Origin of the sequence: Streptococcus suis (assembly GCF_002960425.1) — a bacterium.
Taxonomy (GTDB): domain Bacteria; phylum Bacillota; class Bacilli; order Lactobacillales; family Streptococcaceae; genus Streptococcus; species Streptococcus suis_S.
The window spans coordinates 74,822-92,567 of record NZ_POIZ01000052.1 but is presented as its reverse complement, the minus strand read 5'-3'; the positions used below and the strand labels follow the sequence as shown (position 1 = coordinate 92,567).

The window sequence follows — 17,746 nt, the reverse complement described above, 5'->3', positions numbered from 1 at the left end:
TACTACTTCTCTAATTCTTCTAAAATGCTTGCAAAATCTGTTTTGAGTGTTTCCAAATTTGTTTCGACCTGGCTTCTTGTCTGGTTATTTTTCACCACGACTTGTCCGCTTTCCAGCTCGCTTCCACCAAGTGTAATAATGGTCTTAGCGCCAAAGACATCTGCTGACTTAAACTGGGCCTTGAGCTTGCGGTCAAGGTAATCTCTCTCTGCTCGGAAGCCTTGCTTGCGGATGGCTTGAACCAACTCGAGCGCTCCGCCATTGGCCTCCTGACCTAAAACAGCAATGTAGACATCTAACTGGGTGTCGAGAGGAAGTTCAATTCCTTGCTTTTCAAGGACGAGGATGAGGCGTTCAATCCCCATACCAAAGCCGAAGGCTGGTGTTTCTGGTCCACCGAAATAGGACACCAAACCGTCGTAACGACCGCCGGCACAGATGGTCAGGTCATTGCCACCAACCTCTGTCATAAACTCAAAAATAGTGTGGTTATAGTAGTCCAGACCACGCACCATGTTGGTGTCGATGGTGTAAGCAATCCCCAAGCTGTCCAGCATGGACTTGACTGCCTTGAAGTGAGCTGTACTTTCCTCATCCAAGTAATCCAAGATGGACGGTGCATTTTCCACCGCAACCTTGTCTTCTTTTTCCTTAGAATCCAACACACGCAAAGGATTTTCTTCCAGACGGCGTTGGCTGTCCTTAGATAGCTGGTCCTTGAGCGGTGTCAGATAGTCAATCAAGGCCTGGCGATAGGCAGAACGGCTCTCTGGATTTCCCAGACTATTGAGATGGAGGCGAATGTCCTTGATCCCTAACTCTTCAAAGAAGTGATAGGCCATAGCAATAGTTTCCACATCTGTCGCTGGGTTATTGGAACCAAAGCACTCCACACCAATCTGGTGGAACTGACGGAGACGACCTGCCTGCGGACGCTCATAGCGGAACATTGGGCCCATGTAGTAGAACTTAGCTGGCTTTTGCACTTCTGGAGCAAAGAGCTTGTTTTCTACATAAGAACGAACAACCGGTGCCGTACCTTCTGGACGGAGGGTGATATGACGCTCTCCCTTGTCATAGAAATCGTACATCTCCTTGGTCACAATATCTGTCGTATCGCCTACCGAACGACTGATGACCTCGTAATGCTCGAAGATCGGTGTGCGAATTTCAGCGTAATTGTATTGCTTGAAAATGCTGCGGGTAAAGTTTTCCACATACTGCCACTTGACCGTATCCTGTGGTAGTAAATCCTGGGTGCCTTTGGGTTTTTGAAGTTTCATGGGCTTTCTCATTTCTCTAAATCTTGTCCTTTATTTTATCATATTTTGGGCATTTTTGGAAATGGCAGATCAGACAAAAAGCCGTGTCTACTGACACAGCCTTGTTTAAAAAGCTATTTCTTGTCTACAATCTGGAAATTCAAGTCGGCCACTTCAATCTCAACCTCAAGTTTTTCTTCTGAGTTGAGATTGAGGAGGTTTTCTAAGGCTGTTTCTGCAAAGGCCGCTACTTTTTCTTGGCGTTCCGCGTCATTCAATACTTCCTCACTTGTCTTGTAAATGGCTTCTTGGGATTTATCATTTAGAAATTCCTGAGCCTTTTGTCCAGAAGTGAAGACATCGACCGCCTTATCTACGATACCATTGCTATTATTGCTGATTTTGATTTCTCCATGTTGCTGCGAATCAACTTCGACAAGCACAGGTTTCTTGAAGGTTAAGGTATTGTTTTGAATCTGAACATCTGACTGACCAATGCCCTCCAAGACCAGCTTGAATTCCGTCTGAACAGGAATATCAACAGACATTTCACGTCCTACAAAGAGCTTGGTAATCGGTTCTGTCCAGTCTGGCCATTCTTTTAATTGATTATTTTCAAAGGTCTGATTGGCAGTCGTGTCCACCTCGGCACCTGCTACAACCAGCTTGCTTTCCGTTTCAAATTTCTTAATGACAAACTCATATTGAACCTTGTGGGTTCCTTGGAACCATGCTAGGATGCTATTTCTAAACCAGAAAATCCCTATACCTAACACCAGCAAAAAGACCAAGAGGCTAGCCAACTTTTTCGCAAAAAACTTTCCAACTGTTTTCATACAGTTCTCCTTCATATTTAATAATCGGAACTCGTCCTATAACCATTATATATATATATATATATATATGCTGTCAAGTATTTTTCTATCTTTTTTGACTATTTTAGCAAAGTTTGGGGAATTCTGTTCACTCGAAGTGTTTGAGGCAAAAAATTTTTAAAAAAATCTGTCAAGTAACTTTACTTTACAAAAAACTTTTGTTATACTGTTACAGTTGACAAAAGTCATACACACTATTTTAGATGTAAAAAGGGCTATGCCCTGAATTTAATGGAGGAAGAAAGAAATGGCAGTACCTGCACGTCGCACTTCAAAAGCGAAGAAAAACAAACGTCGTACTCACTATAAAGTAGCAGCTCCAACTGTGAAATTTGACGAAACTACTGGAGATTACTCACGTTCTCACCGTGTATCTTTGAAAGGATACTACAAAGGACGTAAAATCGCTAAGGCTGCTTCAGCTGAATAATAGAAGGGAGATACCATGCGCGTAAATATTACACTTGAACACAAAGAATCTGGTGAGCGTTTGTACCTTACTTCAAAAAACAAACGTAACACTCCAGACCGCCTTCAATTGAAAAAATACTCACCAAAATTGCGTAAGCACGTGATTTTTACTGAGGTGAAATAAGGATTCACTACACGTCAATAGACGGTAGAAACCTTGATTTAATGCGATTTTTGAAAGATGAACTTTCATTACATTGCAGTACAAATCAGTCGAATCACTACCTTTTTTGAAATAAGATTTTGATTCGGATAAGTAATAAAACCCACTGGCTAATGAAAGTCAGTGGGTTTTTGAGTGATTGGGAAAGAGCAAAGTTACTGATTAACAAGATCTACAACGATAATTTCTGGGCGATTAAAAAATCTTGGTACTCGTGTAGATTCTTTGGCCAGACCCCTACTTACAATAAAATGCGAGTTTTCAAATTCATATAAACCACCTGCATATTTCGGAAAAAATCCTTGATTAGGCGCAAATACACCATTAACCAAATAAGGCACTCTCCATTGTCCTCCATGCGCATGACCTGATAACACTAAATCAAATCCATACTTTTGATATGTATCAACTAGTTCTGGGCGGTGCGCTAGTAAAATTTGAAAGTCGGTACTTATTTGCTTCCCTTTTATGTCTTCAAGTTGGTCTAGCAAATTCACACTAGTATCATACTTTTGAAAATATTCGGGATCGTCAATGCCTGAAATAGTGATTGACTGCCCCCGTATATCAACTCTACTAGTGTTTCCAGATAATATGGCTACATTCTGTTGTCGCAGATGTTCTAGCATCTGGTCATATCGATTACTCCATATTTCATGATTACCTGACACATAGTAAGTATGATTAAATTTACTTAGCCCGCTCAACAATTCTAGAGTTTTTCTGTCAGAAAGTTCATCATCAAAAATATCTCCACCTAATAAAATGATATCTGGGCCTTCTTTCTCTAATACTTCCAAGATTTGTATCTGATTTTTACCGTAATTTGATGAGTGTAAATCAGTAATTAGAGCAAGTCTGACTGGTCGAGATATTTTGGGACTAACAAGCCTGTAATGAGTTACTTGAAGCCGACTGTCAAAACCTAAAGCAAGAAAAATTAGGATACAAATAAGAATAAACCATCGTGGCTTACTATTTTTTAGTTTTTTCATTATATGAACTATTTTACCAAATTTCTGTAACGAGCAAACATTTTCAAAAGTTTACTCAATAATAATATCAAAATGTTTTGTATCAACTTCTTTTGGAGCGACGTAACTAATATTTCGTTTGGCATTGAATATGTCAGATTCTTCCAGTGAAGTAGAGAGTCCGCTCCAAGGTTCTAATGCAATAAAGGGACTCTGATTTGTAGTTGACCAAATCACTAGATATGGAAAATCATAAAATGCAATCGAAAGTTTTTTCTGATGATTTTTAGATTTCAAAGTTACCTTTCGTGATGCTAATTGATCCAATGTTATAGCATCGTGCTCAAACAGTTGATAGGACAAGTCCAAGGTCTTTTGATTTTCCAAGAATGGACGGCGATCTCGCAGATCAAGTAAACCAGTTTCTGGAAAACTTCTAGGTACTGTACAAGATTCTACTTTTTCAAATTCTAGATAATAGTCTTCATAATTCTCACCATCCAACAAAGGACAATTAAAACCTGGATGACCCCCAATAAAGTAAGGTAACTTTCTATGCCCTTCAAGATTTTTCACCTGATATTCAGTTCGAATTGTATTGCCAAGTAGTGAGTAGTTAATGGAAAGTTCAAATTCAAATGGGTAATTTTTTACAGTTTCCTCATTTGATGAAACAGAAAATTCCAAAGAATTTTCGGTTCTTCTTACATTTTTGAACATCATTTTTCTCACGAGTCCATGCCTTGGAATTGTGCCTGTAAATGTCGGTCTTTCTGCAGGTTCAAAGATAGCCCAATCATTTCGTAAACTTCCGCAAATCGGAAATAGAACTGGTGCTTGACCGCTCCAATAGGTCGGATCTCCTTGCCAGAGATACTCGACACCATCAGTATCTTTTATTGAAATAATTTGCCCACCTAGTTCAGAAAATTGTACTGTTAAGTTCTCATTTTTTAATTCGAGCATAAAAACTGCCTCCCTTATATGAAAACAAGGATGCTAACTTGAGCTAGGCATCCTTGTATTATTTTTATTCAATAACCTGTGTTTCTGCTACTTTTTTATACCAATAAGCACTTTTCTTTGGATAGCGTTCTTGAGTTTCAAAGTCAACATAGAATAAACCATATCGTTTCTCGTATCCATTTGACCAAGAAAATACATCCATCAAGGACCAGATGAAATACCCTTTAACATTGGCACCATCTGAGATAGCATCTGCAATCACTTCTAAATGCTTTTTCACATAATCAATTCGACCATCGTCATAGACTGTACCATCTACAAATTCATCTTTATAACCTAGACCATTTTCAGTGATGTAGATTTTCTTATAGTTTGGATAGTCATTTTTCACACGCATAATTTGGTCATAAAGACCTTGCGGATAGATAATCCAATCCCAGTCCGTTTTTGGAATATCAACTGGGGACTCTCTACGACCAACTCCTTTGATTTGATACTTAGAACTTCCCTTTTCACCTTTACCATTATGGATAATTTCAGTTTCTCCATCATGTGCTCTCATCCAATCACTCATATAGTAATTGATGCCCAAGAAGTCGTTCAAATCTTTTGCGGCATCTAAGGCAGCAAAGTCTTCATCACGAAGGTCTAATTCCCCACCATTTACTTTCAGAATATGGCGAACACCTTCAAGGGTCTTTTCTGAATAGTAACCCAAGTATGTTGCATCTAGGATAAATTTATTGTGAATAATATCTTCAAGTTCCGCTGCACGGACATCGTCTGGATTGGTTGGATCATAAGGATATTTCGTTGGCAATGCATGTACGACTCCAATTTCTCCGCTATAACCAGCATCCTTGTAGAGCTTAACTGCCTTGGCATGTGAAACCATCATATTGTGATGAGATTGGAATACTTTAGCTAAATCATACTGAATACCTGGTGGGAACTTCCCAACAAGATACTGACCGTCACCAATGGGGCCGATTTCATTAAAGGTTGTCCAATAGTTGACTTCTGAGAATTCTTTGAAGCAAAACGCTGCATAATTGACGAAGTGTTCAATGTTATCTCGATTTAGAAAGTCACCATTAGAATGTAGCGTTTCTGGTGTATCAAAATGGTGAAGCGTTACAAATGGTTCTACGTGACGTTTATGACATTCCGCAAATAATTTATGGTAAAACTCCACTCCCTTTGGATTCACTTCTCCAAAGCCTGTTGGGAAGATACGAGACCACGCAATTGAAATACGAATGCCGTTTACCCCAAATTGTTCACTTAGTTCTAAATCAACTGGATAACGATTATAAAAATCAGAAGCTGGTTCCGCAGTATACCAGTAATTATCTTCTAGATACTTATCCCATGCAACACGACCTTTTCCATCTGTCTTTGTGGCACCCTCTGCTTGATATGCAGCAGTTGCTCCACCAAATATAAAATCTTTTGGTAATGTTTTAACCATATGCCTACCTTCTTCTATCAAAAATAAATAAAGGGGTAGGAGTTGGAGATTTATAACTCCCTCCCCTTTTGATTAAGAACCTGTATTCACAAGTGAAGTGCTTGTATATAAGAGATAGTTTTTCGCTAATCAAGGCAGTTTTTGAGGGAATACTGACTGTATTTTGAAAAAAACTAACGATGAGTAGCTGAAAAACTAGCCTTAGATGGAAGTGCTGAACTGTGAATACAGGTTCTAGAACTGTTGTTTGACAAAGTCAAGAGCACCTTGACCATCACGAGTGAGTTTAATGTATTGAGCTCCTTCAGTTTTGGCGAGTTTAATGCCCAATGCATCAGTTTCTTGTTTTATATCATCGTAGTTCGATGCTACTTGAGGTGCAAGGATGACTAATTGATACTCTGGTAAAATCTCACGGTGAGCACCATAGCTTCCTGCTGTTGCTGTGACTGGAACACCGTATTCTTTGGCAGCCTTAGTTAAAGCATTAGCAAGCAATCCACTTGTACCGCCTCCTGCACAAAGTACCAGAACGTTGGTTTGTTCAGAAATTTCGGTATCGACTACTGCTTTTTCAAGAATAGCATCTGCTTTGGCAGTATTAAAGTTAGCTGCCACTTTCTCTTTTAAGCTATTTTCAACTTTCCCTGATTGTTCCTCAGCAAGAATTTGCTCATCATAAACTTTCAAGAATGGATAATAGATAAGTACATCGACAACAACCAACAAGATAGCTAGTGCAAAGGCGAGTGGAGCAAAGTTTGTTCCCATGACAATCCCCAACGGACCTGGAGTTGTCCATGGCAAGTTGACGCTGAAACTGTTCATTTTTAGCGTATCAACAAAGAATTTGAAAATCCATACGTTAGCAATTGGAGCTAAAATAAATGGCACAAAGAATACTGGGTTAAGTACAAGTGGTGCACCGAACAAGATTGGTTCATTTACACCAAAGAATGTTGGAACAACTGAAGCACGTCCAATTGCTTTGTTTCGTTTAGACTTAGTCAACCACATAAACATGAATGGCACAACCAAGGTAGCACCTGTACCACCCATTGTCACGATAAACATTTGAGTACCTGAAGTCAGGATTTTGTCCGCGTGTTGACCCGCCTGTAAAAGTTGGAAGTTGGTTTCAATATTGGCATAGGTAATAGCTGCAATTGCTGGCTCAACAATTGATGGACCATGAATCCCTACAAACCAGAACAAGGCATAGGCACCAAAGATAATGGTAATACCAACATAACCATCTGCTGCTGTAAATAATGGCTCAAATAATTTTAGAATCGCCTCAGCAACGTTTGTTCCAAGGAAGTGACGTGTTACAAGATCGATTCCATATAAGACAAAGATAGACAATGCATATGGAATCACATCTTTAAATGCCTGGGATACGTTCGGTGGAACTTCGTCTGGCATACGAATGGTGACATTGTTTTTTACACAGACCTTATAGATATTAACTGTAATGAAGGCTGCTAGAAAGGCTGTCAAAAGTCCTTTAGTTCCCATGTAACCATTGGCAAACCCACCTTCAATACCATCAGAAGCCAGTAATAGGAAACCTGAAATTGAGGCGATCATGGTTGAAATGAAGTTGATTTGATTGGTTTTTGGCAATTGACGGTTAAAAGCGTCTGTCAAAGATTTTGCGGTCGTTCCTGCAACTAGGACAGCTACAATCCCCATTGTATAACCGTAAGGTTTCATGATGGCTGCAACCGCTTCATCAGACCAAGTAAATCCAAAGATATTCGGTACGAAAGCTACCAATAGGAAGATACTTGAGAACAAAATAACTGGCATGGCTGCGATAAAACCATCACGGATAGCCCTTAAATAAGGGTTTCTCGAAATCTTTTCAAAGAAAGGCTTCCCTTTCTCAATAAATTCAATCAATTTATTCATTACTTATCACCTCGTTTGTACAATTCAATCATATGACTCATCATATCTTTCAATAATAATGTTGTCATGAGATGGTCTTGACCATGCATGAGCGTCACACTAAAGGCTAAATCCTCACCAGCAGCTTCTTTTTGCAACAAGCTAGTCTGAGCATGATGGGCTTCAACAATACAAGCATTGGCAGCTTCAACTAGTTCTTCTGCTTTTGCATAATCACCTTTTTGAGCAGCAGCCAGGGCCTCCATCAAACGAGAACGAGCATCACCAGCGAACGCAACAATCTCAAAACCTAATAACGTAATTTCTTCTCTGTTCATAATATGAACCTCCTATTTTTTTATGTACTCAATGGAAATTCAATTCAGACTAGCTTCAACAGTCTAGGAATAGACTATTGAAGGTTGGAAATAAGACGAACGAGTTCGTATCGATATAACGCGGATAGAACTCTGTTCCCCTCTCATCTCAATGGAACAGGCTGAAAACCTCCACTGGAGCTTTTCACTCATCAAGTTGAGGCAACAACGTCTGAATTGGATTTACGAAGAGTATGATTTACAATAACCGTTGAATATGTAATACAATATAGAACCTTTCACTGTCATTTACGGGTTCATCAACCAATGTTGTGATCATCTCAAAAATCTGACTTCCAATCTGGTAAGCTCTTGGATTCTGGAGCTTGATATACTGTTCCAAACTAGCAATCGATTCATTTGACTGATGGGACCTATCTAAGTAATTCAGAAAATAGGACAGATGAATCATAAAGCGATCATAAAAATTGCTATTTTCTTTTGAGCGTTTAATCCCATTCTCCGTCAAGATTTGTTCAACATCTGTTATAATTTTTTTGCTGATGTCCTGTTCTTCACTTGTGGGATGAATGGTTTCACCCTTTGCATTAATTAAGTGAAGGGCAATTCTACCAATCTCATCATTTGGAAAATCTTTTAGCAACTTTTCACGAAACATAGCTAAGGCTTCACGCGCCATTTTATATTCCAATGGATATTCGGCTGCAATATTGGGTAGCCTACTTTCTTGATAAGTATTCTTTAAAACCGCCTGATATGCACAATAGATATGATCCGTCAGTGTCACATAGAGATATTCTTGTACAGGGTAATGATAGGTTGCTACTAGATGGTTGATAACCGTGTAGGTTGCAGAAATAAAATCTAAGGGAATATCTTTTAATAAAGTTAGAAAATTTTCTTTGGCCTCATCATTTTTTAGCGAAAAGATATTCTCTATCTTATCCTTAACAATTAAATCCCCTTTCTTCTTTTGAAAGGTTATACCTAATCCCATCACGACTGCCTGTTCCCCATGTTCATTTTTCACCAGAGCAGCGTTATTATTTAGTGACTGTATAATCCTAAACATATATTCCTCCTATATTTTTAAGCAAAAAAAGACTACAAACAAACCGAGAATATCCTACTCTCAAATCCATTTGTAGTCTTGCCTAATCGAATTAGTTACAATCCACTCTATTCTTGCTGATGAGATTATTATAGCATATTCTCAGAAAATGTAAACCCTTTCTTTAAGAAAAATGGTTATTTTTTATAAAATTTTTCTACCCAGGATGTTGCAGTTTGAGACAAGACTGCATCAAGTCCTTCAATATTTTCACGACCAATAGTTCGTAACCATTCACGTGCTGCTTCTTCTCCTTGTTCAATGTAAACTGGCACAACACCCGCCCATGTTGCACGACCGCAGAGAACACCGTTAAATTTAGCACCTGCTTCATGTGCAAACACTAGTGTATCTTGGAAGAGTTTTGCAGAAACACCTGCACTTAGATAAATGTATGGCAAATGAGTTGATGCTTCTTGTTGACGGAAATATTCGGCTGCTTCTTCTTTTGTATAAACGATTTCCCCTGTTCCAAAGCCTTCTACAAAATTCATGTTCACAGGTACTTCTACCTTGAGAACATCTACTCCAAAGCGTTCGTCAGAAAATACTTTCATGGCTTCATTTACTTTTCTAGGTTTAACTTTAGCAAACTCAACACTAGCATTGTCTTCAATCGTTTCATCATAGCTCAAAATCTCCAAGAAGAATGGCAAACCTTCTGCCTGACATTCTGAACCTAGGCGTTCGATATAAGCATGTTTTTGAAGATTAACGTATGAATCACCATCAACGTCATAGTAAAGTAGAAACTTAATGGCATCCGCGCCCTCTTCTTTTAGTCGTTTTACAGACCATTCTACCAGGCAATCTGGCAAACGACTGGTAGAGCTGGTGTCATAGCCAGTTTTCTCATAAGCCAAAAGTAAACCACATTGTTCATTGCGAGCGCGTGAAGCTGGTAAACCAAATTCAGGATCTAAAAGAATAGAAGAAGAAAACTGTGTTAGTTCTTCAGAAACTAGCGTTTTTAGCTCTTCCATCTGCTCCACAGTAGGTTCTTCTGCCTGATGTTTTGCCATCATTTTTTTCAAGGCTCCACGTTGGTCGAAGGCAAGAGCTGAAATGACTCCTGCTTCATTGCTGACTTTTTCCATATATTTTCTTTTTTCTGCTGTTACTACCATCTTAAACCTCCTCGACTTCAATTTGAGAATACAATACTTCTGAATGTTCTAAGTTGACATAACCTGTCTGTTCTTCCTGAGCATTTAACATGCCCAAAACATTTGCATTTTTTAGTAGTTCGACATCAGGTAATGCATGTGCCAAACTGGCTGCAATACCTGCAACGGTTGAATCACCTGAACCTACTGGATTGACGACATTTATTTTTGGAATTTTCACACGATAGAACTTGTCATTGTGTTTGGCAAAAGCCCCCTTTGCCCCCAATGATACGACTATCCATTCAATTCCTTGGAATAATTGACCAGATAGAACTGCTTTCAATTCTTGAATATCATCTGTGACATTTTTGCCAATTAACTGTGATAACTCTTCTGTATTTGGCTTGATAACGGTCGGCTTCTGCTGGCTTTCTAAAACGTTTTTCAGCGCCTCACCAGAACAATCCAAAACAACAGCTACACCGTATTTTTTACAAAGTTCTACAATCTCAACATAATAATTGCTAGCAAGTCCCTTAGGCAAACTTCCTGAAATAACAACTACATCTACATTGTTCAGGATGATTTCAAGGTGTTCAATAAAATTCATGGCTTCATGTTCTTGAATAGTTGGTCCTTGTTCTAAAATCTCCGTCTGTTTGCCATCATGAAGGACCGCAATGCAATTACGTGTTTCGTTCCCTATTTCTACAAAGGAATTTTTAATATCATTTCGAGTGAGTTGTTTCTTTACATAACTGCCAATCTCACCGCCAATAAAGCCTGTTGCTACAACATCTTCACCGATTTGTTTCAAAACTCGTGTAACATTGAGCCCCTTACCGCCAGCTGTTTTTTGAACTTTTTCTACTCGATTGACCGTATCCAAATGAAAGGTATCCAATTGATAGGCAATATCAACTGACGGATTTAAAGTGATTGTCAAAATCATGAGAACCTCCTAGTCGTGGTATTCTCCACGATCCCACTTTTCAAGAAATTCCGTAAAGAACTCTGGATTAGCCTGCTCTTGATTGAGCGTTTCAACTGCAGCAATCTTTTCAATCAAACGTTTGTTTGCATCAGTTGGTTTGTATTCTGCTTTAATGAAGGCTTCAATGATGTCGCACATGAGCAACTCACCTGTAATCTTTCCTCCAAAACCAATGACGTTGGCGTTTAACTCCTCTTTTGCATAGAGTGCAGAGGTCATATCACGAACCAGGGCTGATCGAACACCAGGTACCTTGTTTACAGCATTGTTGATTCCAACACCTGTTCCACAAATACAAATTCCCAAATCTGCTTGCCCGCTCACAACTGCTTCACCAACTTTTTTACCAAAGATTGGGTAATGAGTACGAACATTGTCATAAGTCCCAAAGTCCAATACTTCATATCCTTGATTTTTCAAATAATCTACCACAGCGATTTTTTCATAGGTTACAATGTGGTCACAACCGATTGCAATTTTCATCTCTTATTCTCCTTTGATTACAACAATTAGCACATTTTATTTAGCATATCGACACGAATTTGGTGACGGCCGCCATCATACTCACCTTCAACAAATCCTTTAACGATATTTTTAGCAATTCCATCTCCTACAATCTCACTACCGATTGTAATAATACGCGAATTGTTGTGTCCTCTTGTCATATAGGCAGAGCGTTCGTCTGAAACTTCTGCAGCGATCATGCCTTTGACTTTAGTTGCGGTCATAAATGGACCAACACCATAAGCATCAATCACAATGCCAAGATTTCCTTCCTCTTGATTAACTTCTGCAACTACTGCCAAAGTTGTATCAACAAAATCACTTCCATCACTGACATCTTTAAAGTCATATGATTTCTCTAGCAAATAATCTTTAATAAGGTCTTTTAATTTTGAGCCCGCTGGATCAGCACCGATAATGATTGTCATAACCTATCTCCTAACAAAAATAGAAAGTTGTAGCCATATGTGGCAGAAAATCTGTGTTTTGCAAAACTTAGAAAAAGCGTTTTCGCTTTTTATGTTTAAATTATACAACTAAACAAACATAAAGTCAACATATTTTGTTTTATTTTTGTTTATTTTTTTCGTATATAAACAAAAAACCAACATTTTACTGTTGGTTTTGATAATTTTATGATTTTGTAGAAATAATTTCAATGTGGTTATGTAATAATTGGTAATTTTCATCCTTTGCATTTATATCTGTCACTAGAGCAGTTACATCGTTCAAATCACAAAAGGAAGTAAAATCATCTTTTCCAATTTTCGAGGCATCTAGCAGTAGATATTTTTCTAAAGAATGTTTAATGGCAATATTTTGCGTATAGGCTTCAGCGAGGGTGGAGGTCATGACATCAGTCCCCTTAAGTCCATTACCTGAAAAGAAAATCTTGCTAAATCGCATTTTTTCTAAACTTGTATTGGTAATTTCTCCTACAAACGATTCTGTCACTTGGCGATATTCTCCCCCCAGAAGAAAGACTTGAAAATCCTCTGTCTTCTTTTGTGATAAGATGGTAAAAACTGGCATACAGTTTGTGATGACAGTTAGACGAGTATTTTTAATGGCCTCAGCCAGAAAGGCCACTGTTGTTCCTGGACCTAAAAATACCGTGTCTCCATCTTCTATCAGTTGTGCCGCCCTTTCTGCTATCTCTTGCTTGGCTTCCTTATTTTGAATGTGTTTCTCAGAATGGGAATATTCCCGATATTGAAATGCCTTATTACTTCTAGCACCGCCATGGATTTTTGTTAAAACGCCTTGCTCTTCCAATTCAATGAAATCACGTCGAACAGTCATATCAGTAACATTTAGCAATTCAACAATCTCAGAAATTCGTACCGTACCTTTTTTATTTACCAATCGTGTAATTTCTTCTAGTCGTTCTCGTTTATTCATGTTTAATCCTTTGTTGTTTTTTTACATTATATCAAAAATCAACAAGAAGATGTTGGAATTTTGAACATTTATACTAGGTGAATTGAAGCTTCTTATCCAAATCTCAGTTCAGAAATTTTTTACATCATTAAGATAGAGCCAAGCCCTTCTTTGATAAAGGTTACTATTGATTAACAATTGATACATAGGGATTACCCGTTTTAGAAGCGCCAACTATCTTGACTTTTAAAGCTTCGTATAAAGTAATTCTATTTTCTAGAATATAAGACAACTCTTGGCCATCCATAAATAAAATTTTATCTCTATTTGCAAAGTCTTGAATTACCTCATCTCTAAAACCGTTTATTGAAAGAAACTGTCCTCGAGTTGAAGTTAGTTTTGTATCAACTTTTTGTTTTAAAGAGGCAATTTTCAAAGAATTTACTGGATTTTTTCCCATTTCATTTCAACTAGATAATCAAAACCTTCAAACCTATTTTTGAAGCTGTTGTTGTCTAATTTGAATTTTCTTCTCCTGTTTTAAACGATGATAGGAATTCTTCTTGAATTAGATACTGCATATAACTATACATCGTTTCCATTACTCTTACTCATCTCCCTCAACCGCTCTTTCCCCACCTTCATCATCTCTTCCTCGACTTTACTCCATTTTCCGAAGAGGCATTCTTGTAATACTTCTGCCGCGGAACCTTCATCAGTTTCAGAATCATAGATACAAGTCCTATCTCTTTGATAAATCTGAATCTGGTCAAAGAGTTTATCGCTTTCAAGCTCCTTTAAGTTACCAACCAAATGCTCTACAATCCCATCATGGTGTTCTTTTGGTGTTGCCCTGGCCTGATTGGGATCGATGGCATAAAGCTCTTCGTAACGAATCAAGGTGCTGAGATAAGAAAGCTCTGGTTTAGTACCAATGACAGCTAAAGAAACTTGGTATCCTTTCGAAGCTAATAATTGAGCAGTCTGACGAGGAACTTGAGTGGTTCGTAAGGTTCCTTCAATCAGCAAATGATAACCTTGTGTGCTAAGTTCATCAACTAGATGCTCTACCATTTTTCCTGCAAATCCCTTGGTATAGTCCACGCTGTCCTTGCCATACTTTTCTTGCAGGGCTAAGTAATTGGGATGCTGAGAACGGTAGCTATCACCATCGATGATAATGATATTGCCTTGAAATTCCTTTTGCTTGATACGATGTATCGTTGTCTTACCTGCTCCGCTTTGTCCACCAAGCAAGATAGCTTTCGGTTTATCTGGAATCGTCTTTCCTCGGGTTAAGGCCCGAATGGTTCGCTGTAAGGCCTTCTGAAATGCAGCCTCACTGAATTCTTCCAATCTCATTATGCCACCACCCGATGATGCACCATATTCAACATCCGCTCGATACCGTCTAAATAGCCATTGTAACGCTCTATTTCATCGAAAGTATCGACAAGGTAAATTTTCGTGTTAATCAATTCGGCCAAGTCATCACTCATGAGAATCCAAGGGTTGGATTCATCATCAAAAGCAATATCTTGACTATCCTGGTATCTATAAAGCTGTGATAAAATAGCTGCTCCACGTTCTTTTATCACTTCTACTTTTAAGGTCAATTGGTAATCTTCAACAGGTGTTAACATCTTGTCCTCCCCTACAATATCGATATAAGAGACATTAAATTTCTGACAAATACGGTCGATAAGCTCTGTTGAAACGGTGCTGGTTCCATTTTCATAACGACTCAGGCTATTGCGTGAAATACCGACCATTTTCGCAAATTCTGGTTGTGTTAAATCGTGTGTCTGGCGTAGTGATTTTATATTGTCTCCAATCATAGATAAAGACCTCCTCATATTTGCTTTCATTATAACACATAAACGATTAACGCACCATTTTTGGTGCGTTTTTGTTTTCTTATTTTTTGATTAGCCGTCTGCAAGACCCCTCGGAGAGCGTTTGTAGTTTTGATGGACCACAGGGCTGTCAAAACTACAAAAACTTACTTTTTGGCAAAAAGTAACAAAAATCTATCTTGAATCGAAGTCAATTGTTTATCTTACAGCTCAAAAATATCGAACATAGGCCAGCGGGGAATAGCAATGCGCCCCGCTGTTGCCCGTCATTCGGGCAATCGAGCATGAATCTTCAGTTTCATAATAAAAATGGAGTTATACTTTGTCCATTTATTGGTCAAACATGGACTTTATAAATTTAGACCATTTTTCAACTATTAATGGACTTCATACATATCCAATTTGTACTCAAAGATGGATTACCTCAACCATCCATCTTAGTATCAATAAAATAATTGAGTGATATATTCGACTACGGGATTACATTGGAAATCTTGACGACTAATCCTGCTAAAGTAGTTAAAATTCCTCCAAAACCTAAAGCTCATAAAAAACGTGTGATGGTATTGCATGATGAAGATTTAGCAAAATGGTTACAATTCCTTAATAGTCTTCAAAATACACGTGCTAATCGCCGTTTTAAAACGATTTGTAACACATTACTAGCATCTGCCTTACGAATTAATGAACTACTTGCTCTTGATATTGATGATTTACTGTTTGATACAAATGAGATTCAAGTCAATAAAACATTAATGTGGAAGGCTGGAAATAAAAAATTAGGGATTAAAGGTGAGGTTGTCTGTAAGCAAACACCGAAAACTGATGCTAGCAATCGTAATGTCTCCGTCCCTAGACAGGTTCTTGAGGAGCTCCGAGAATTTCATCTGGAAATGAATGCATATTTCACCAAGAAAGGGTTGCCAGAAAGCCCGTTAATTTTCCCAACAATATACGGAAACTATATGTGCGATAGGAACGAGCGTACAACTCTAGAAAAAAGATTGGAATCAATCAACTTACCTAAGTATGGATTTCATCTCTTTCGGCATACACATGCTTCATTGATGTTGAATGCAGGAGCAAATTGGAAGGAATTGCAGACACGTTTAGGGCACAAATCAATATCTACAACAATGGATACCTACGCTGAACTAGCTCCTAAAAAAATTCAAAACGCTGTGAACATCTTTACTCAAAAAATGAAAGAACTGACAGCTTAATTACATCACTACCCTTGTCACTACCTTTTACAAAAATGATCGTCACAATTTTTCGAAAATCCTTATTATAAAAGGATTTTCAACAACTGGGATAAGATAATATTTAACCTTTACTGAGGTGAAATAATTAAATTGAAAAAGCACTTGAAATCAATGATTTCAGGTGCTTTTTGCTTGGTGTGACTGGTTTTGAAAGAAAAACAGTTATCCAAATTAACAAAGGATGCTGAGCTCAAGTCCAGTCTCGCTTCTCAGAGTTCGTGTCAACATTTCAGCGCAGTGGTTGATTGGCAGATTTGTTCGTGTTTCACACTCCAAATCTGACCTAATCAACTGTGCGGGGGTGGGAAGACGAACTCTTTTTTAGCTCTGTCGAGTTCTTTCCCACTCCCAAACCATCTGAATAAAGCCATACAATCTATACATTTTTTTCTACACTTTTTCATTCAAAAACAAATAGATGACAAAGTCAAGCTCATCGACTTCCGTTCACTATCTCCACAAATCGATGGGTAAATTGGGCAGTCATTCCCCAGATATTTTCTGGTAGATTTTCATAAAAGGGGACGGAGCGTTTGTGATGACTGAAAGGATAGTCAACCCCACCTCTCAAGCGTTCAAAGGGAAAGTCACAATCTGGGACAATCTGTGAATCCAGTTGATAATAGACAGGGGCCGTTTTCAGCAAGGTTTCCAGTGGAACTGTAAAGAATCGAGCCACTTCATCATTGGGTTGAAGAGTCTGCCAGTCCAAGTGAAGTCGACCGACAAAACAGCGAATCGTCAAGCGGCCAAAAACTAGATAATCGATTTCCCCTAACAACTCAATTTGTTCCTGTTGAATGTCAAGTTCTTCGATAACCTCACGAATGGCAGCTTCTTCTGCTGTCTCGCCTTCATCAATTCCACCACCTGGGAAGGAGACTTCTCCCGGTTGAGAAATGGACTCGCTCCGAATCTCATATAAGACCTGCCACTGATTGTCTGACCAGACTAAGGGCAAGAAGACTGCATAAGAACGTTTTTGACCCAAGGGCTGAGGCTGATAGTCTTTCAATAATGCCTGTAATTGATCAGTCATGGCAACTCCTTACTAGTTAGTGATTTGTGTCTATTTTAACGATTTTTTTAGCATCTGGCAAGAACTTTGTTTCGA

Annotated in this window: 19 protein-coding genes and 1 pseudogene; 3 read left to right on the top strand and 17 right to left on the bottom strand. The window is 38.4% G+C overall.

Going from position 1 to position 17,746, the window contains the following annotated elements:
* Window positions 1-2: 2 nt before the first annotated feature.
* The gene (gene hisS / locus C1G57_RS07465; RefSeq protein WP_105114384.1) at window positions 3-1,283 is read right to left on the bottom strand and encodes a histidine--tRNA ligase; all 1,281 of its coding nucleotides are present in this window, start codon (window positions 1,281-1,283) and stop codon (window positions 3-5) included.
* Between the two features lie 113 nt (window positions 1,284-1,396).
* Complete coding sequence (locus C1G57_RS07460) at window positions 1,397-2,098, bottom strand: hypothetical protein (protein WP_105114383.1); 702 nt, start codon at window positions 2,096-2,098, stop codon at window positions 1,397-1,399.
* 286 nt (window positions 2,099-2,384) lie between these two features.
* Between C1G57_RS07460 and rpmF the strand changes: the two genes are divergently transcribed.
* Together rpmF and rpmG are read left to right on the top strand one after the other, a co-directional pair.
* Window positions 2,385-2,567 carry a 50S ribosomal protein L32 gene (gene rpmF, locus C1G57_RS07455; RefSeq protein ID WP_002937589.1) on the top strand — a complete coding sequence of 61 codons (183 nt, stop codon included), beginning with the start codon at window positions 2,385-2,387 and terminating at the stop codon, window positions 2,565-2,567.
* A gap of 15 nt (window positions 2,568-2,582) precedes the next feature.
* Entirely contained in the window at window positions 2,583-2,732 is a 150-nt protein-coding gene (gene rpmG / locus C1G57_RS07450; RefSeq protein ID WP_002262412.1) for a 50S ribosomal protein L33, read from the top strand.
* Window positions 2,733-2,926: 194 nt separating this feature from the next.
* Here rpmG and C1G57_RS07445 read toward each other — a convergent pair whose 3' ends face one another.
* From C1G57_RS07445 to pezA, 14 genes are all read right to left on the bottom strand, one after another.
* Entirely contained in the window at window positions 2,927-3,766 is an 840-nt protein-coding gene (locus C1G57_RS07445; protein WP_105114382.1) for a metallophosphoesterase, read from the bottom strand.
* A gap of 51 nt (window positions 3,767-3,817) precedes the next feature.
* A complete protein-coding gene (locus tag C1G57_RS07440) occupies window positions 3,818-4,711 on the bottom strand; it encodes an aldose 1-epimerase family protein (RefSeq protein WP_105114381.1) in 894 nt (297 codons plus the stop codon).
* A gap of 64 nt (window positions 4,712-4,775) precedes the next feature.
* Window positions 4,776-6,182 carry a 6-phospho-beta-galactosidase gene (gene lacG, locus C1G57_RS07435; protein WP_105114380.1) on the bottom strand — a complete coding sequence of 469 codons (1,407 nt, stop codon included), beginning with the start codon at window positions 6,180-6,182 and terminating at the stop codon, window positions 4,776-4,778.
* A gap of 234 nt (window positions 6,183-6,416) precedes the next feature.
* Window positions 6,417-8,096, bottom strand: coding sequence for a lactose-specific PTS transporter subunit EIIC (locus C1G57_RS07430; protein ID WP_105114379.1), 1,680 nt, complete (start codon window positions 8,094-8,096; stop codon window positions 6,417-6,419).
* Window positions 8,096-8,413, bottom strand: a complete 318-nt coding sequence (locus C1G57_RS07425; RefSeq protein ID WP_003048451.1) for a PTS lactose/cellobiose transporter subunit IIA — start codon at window positions 8,411-8,413, stop codon at window positions 8,096-8,098. The genes C1G57_RS07430 and C1G57_RS07425 overlap by 1 nt, the downstream gene beginning before the upstream one ends.
* 238 nt (window positions 8,414-8,651) lie before the next feature.
* Window positions 8,652-9,485, bottom strand: a complete 834-nt coding sequence (locus C1G57_RS07420; protein ID WP_105114378.1) for a PRD domain-containing protein — start codon at window positions 9,483-9,485, stop codon at window positions 8,652-8,654.
* A gap of 176 nt (window positions 9,486-9,661) precedes the next feature.
* A complete protein-coding gene (lacD, locus tag C1G57_RS07415; RefSeq protein ID WP_105114377.1) occupies window positions 9,662-10,651 on the bottom strand; it encodes a tagatose-bisphosphate aldolase in 990 nt (329 codons plus the stop codon).
* 1 nt (window position 10,652) lies between these two features.
* Window positions 10,653-11,585, bottom strand: a complete 933-nt coding sequence (locus C1G57_RS07410; protein WP_105114376.1) for a tagatose-6-phosphate kinase — start codon at window positions 11,583-11,585, stop codon at window positions 10,653-10,655.
* A 9-nt stretch (window positions 11,586-11,594) separates the two neighbouring features.
* Window positions 11,595-12,110 (bottom strand): galactose-6-phosphate isomerase subunit LacB, encoded by a 516-nt coding sequence (lacB, locus tag C1G57_RS07405; RefSeq protein ID WP_105114375.1) that lies wholly within the window; start codon window positions 12,108-12,110, stop codon window positions 11,595-11,597.
* Between the two features lie 26 nt (window positions 12,111-12,136).
* Entirely contained in the window at window positions 12,137-12,559 is a 423-nt protein-coding gene (gene lacA / locus C1G57_RS07400) for a galactose-6-phosphate isomerase subunit LacA (RefSeq protein WP_105114374.1), read from the bottom strand.
* 205 nt (window positions 12,560-12,764) lie between these two features.
* Entirely contained in the window at window positions 12,765-13,532 is a 768-nt protein-coding gene (locus tag C1G57_RS07390) for a DeoR/GlpR family DNA-binding transcription regulator (protein ID WP_105114373.1), read from the bottom strand.
* 163 nt (window positions 13,533-13,695) lie between these two features.
* Window positions 13,696-13,971, bottom strand: a complete 276-nt coding sequence (locus C1G57_RS07385) for a hypothetical protein (RefSeq protein WP_238142261.1) — start codon at window positions 13,969-13,971, stop codon at window positions 13,696-13,698.
* Between the two features lie 125 nt (window positions 13,972-14,096).
* A complete protein-coding gene (gene pezT, locus C1G57_RS07380) occupies window positions 14,097-14,873 on the bottom strand; it encodes a type II toxin-antitoxin system toxin PezT (RefSeq protein WP_105114372.1) in 777 nt (258 codons plus the stop codon).
* Complete coding sequence (gene pezA, locus C1G57_RS07375; protein ID WP_105114371.1) at window positions 14,873-15,349, bottom strand: type II toxin-antitoxin system antitoxin PezA; 477 nt, start codon at window positions 15,347-15,349, stop codon at window positions 14,873-14,875. The genes pezT and pezA overlap by 1 nt, the downstream gene beginning before the upstream one ends.
* 473 nt (window positions 15,350-15,822) lie before the next feature.
* Between pezA and C1G57_RS07370 the strand changes: the two are divergent.
* Window positions 15,823-16,590, top strand: a pseudogene (locus C1G57_RS07370) (tyrosine-type recombinase/integrase); the annotation flags it as partial.
* A 475-nt stretch (window positions 16,591-17,065) separates the two neighbouring features.
* On the opposite strand, the gene C1G57_RS07365 reads toward C1G57_RS07370, so the two are convergent.
* Entirely contained in the window at window positions 17,066-17,671 is a 606-nt protein-coding gene (locus C1G57_RS07365; RefSeq protein ID WP_105114370.1) for an NUDIX hydrolase, read from the bottom strand.
* Window positions 17,672-17,746 lie beyond the last annotated feature (75 nt).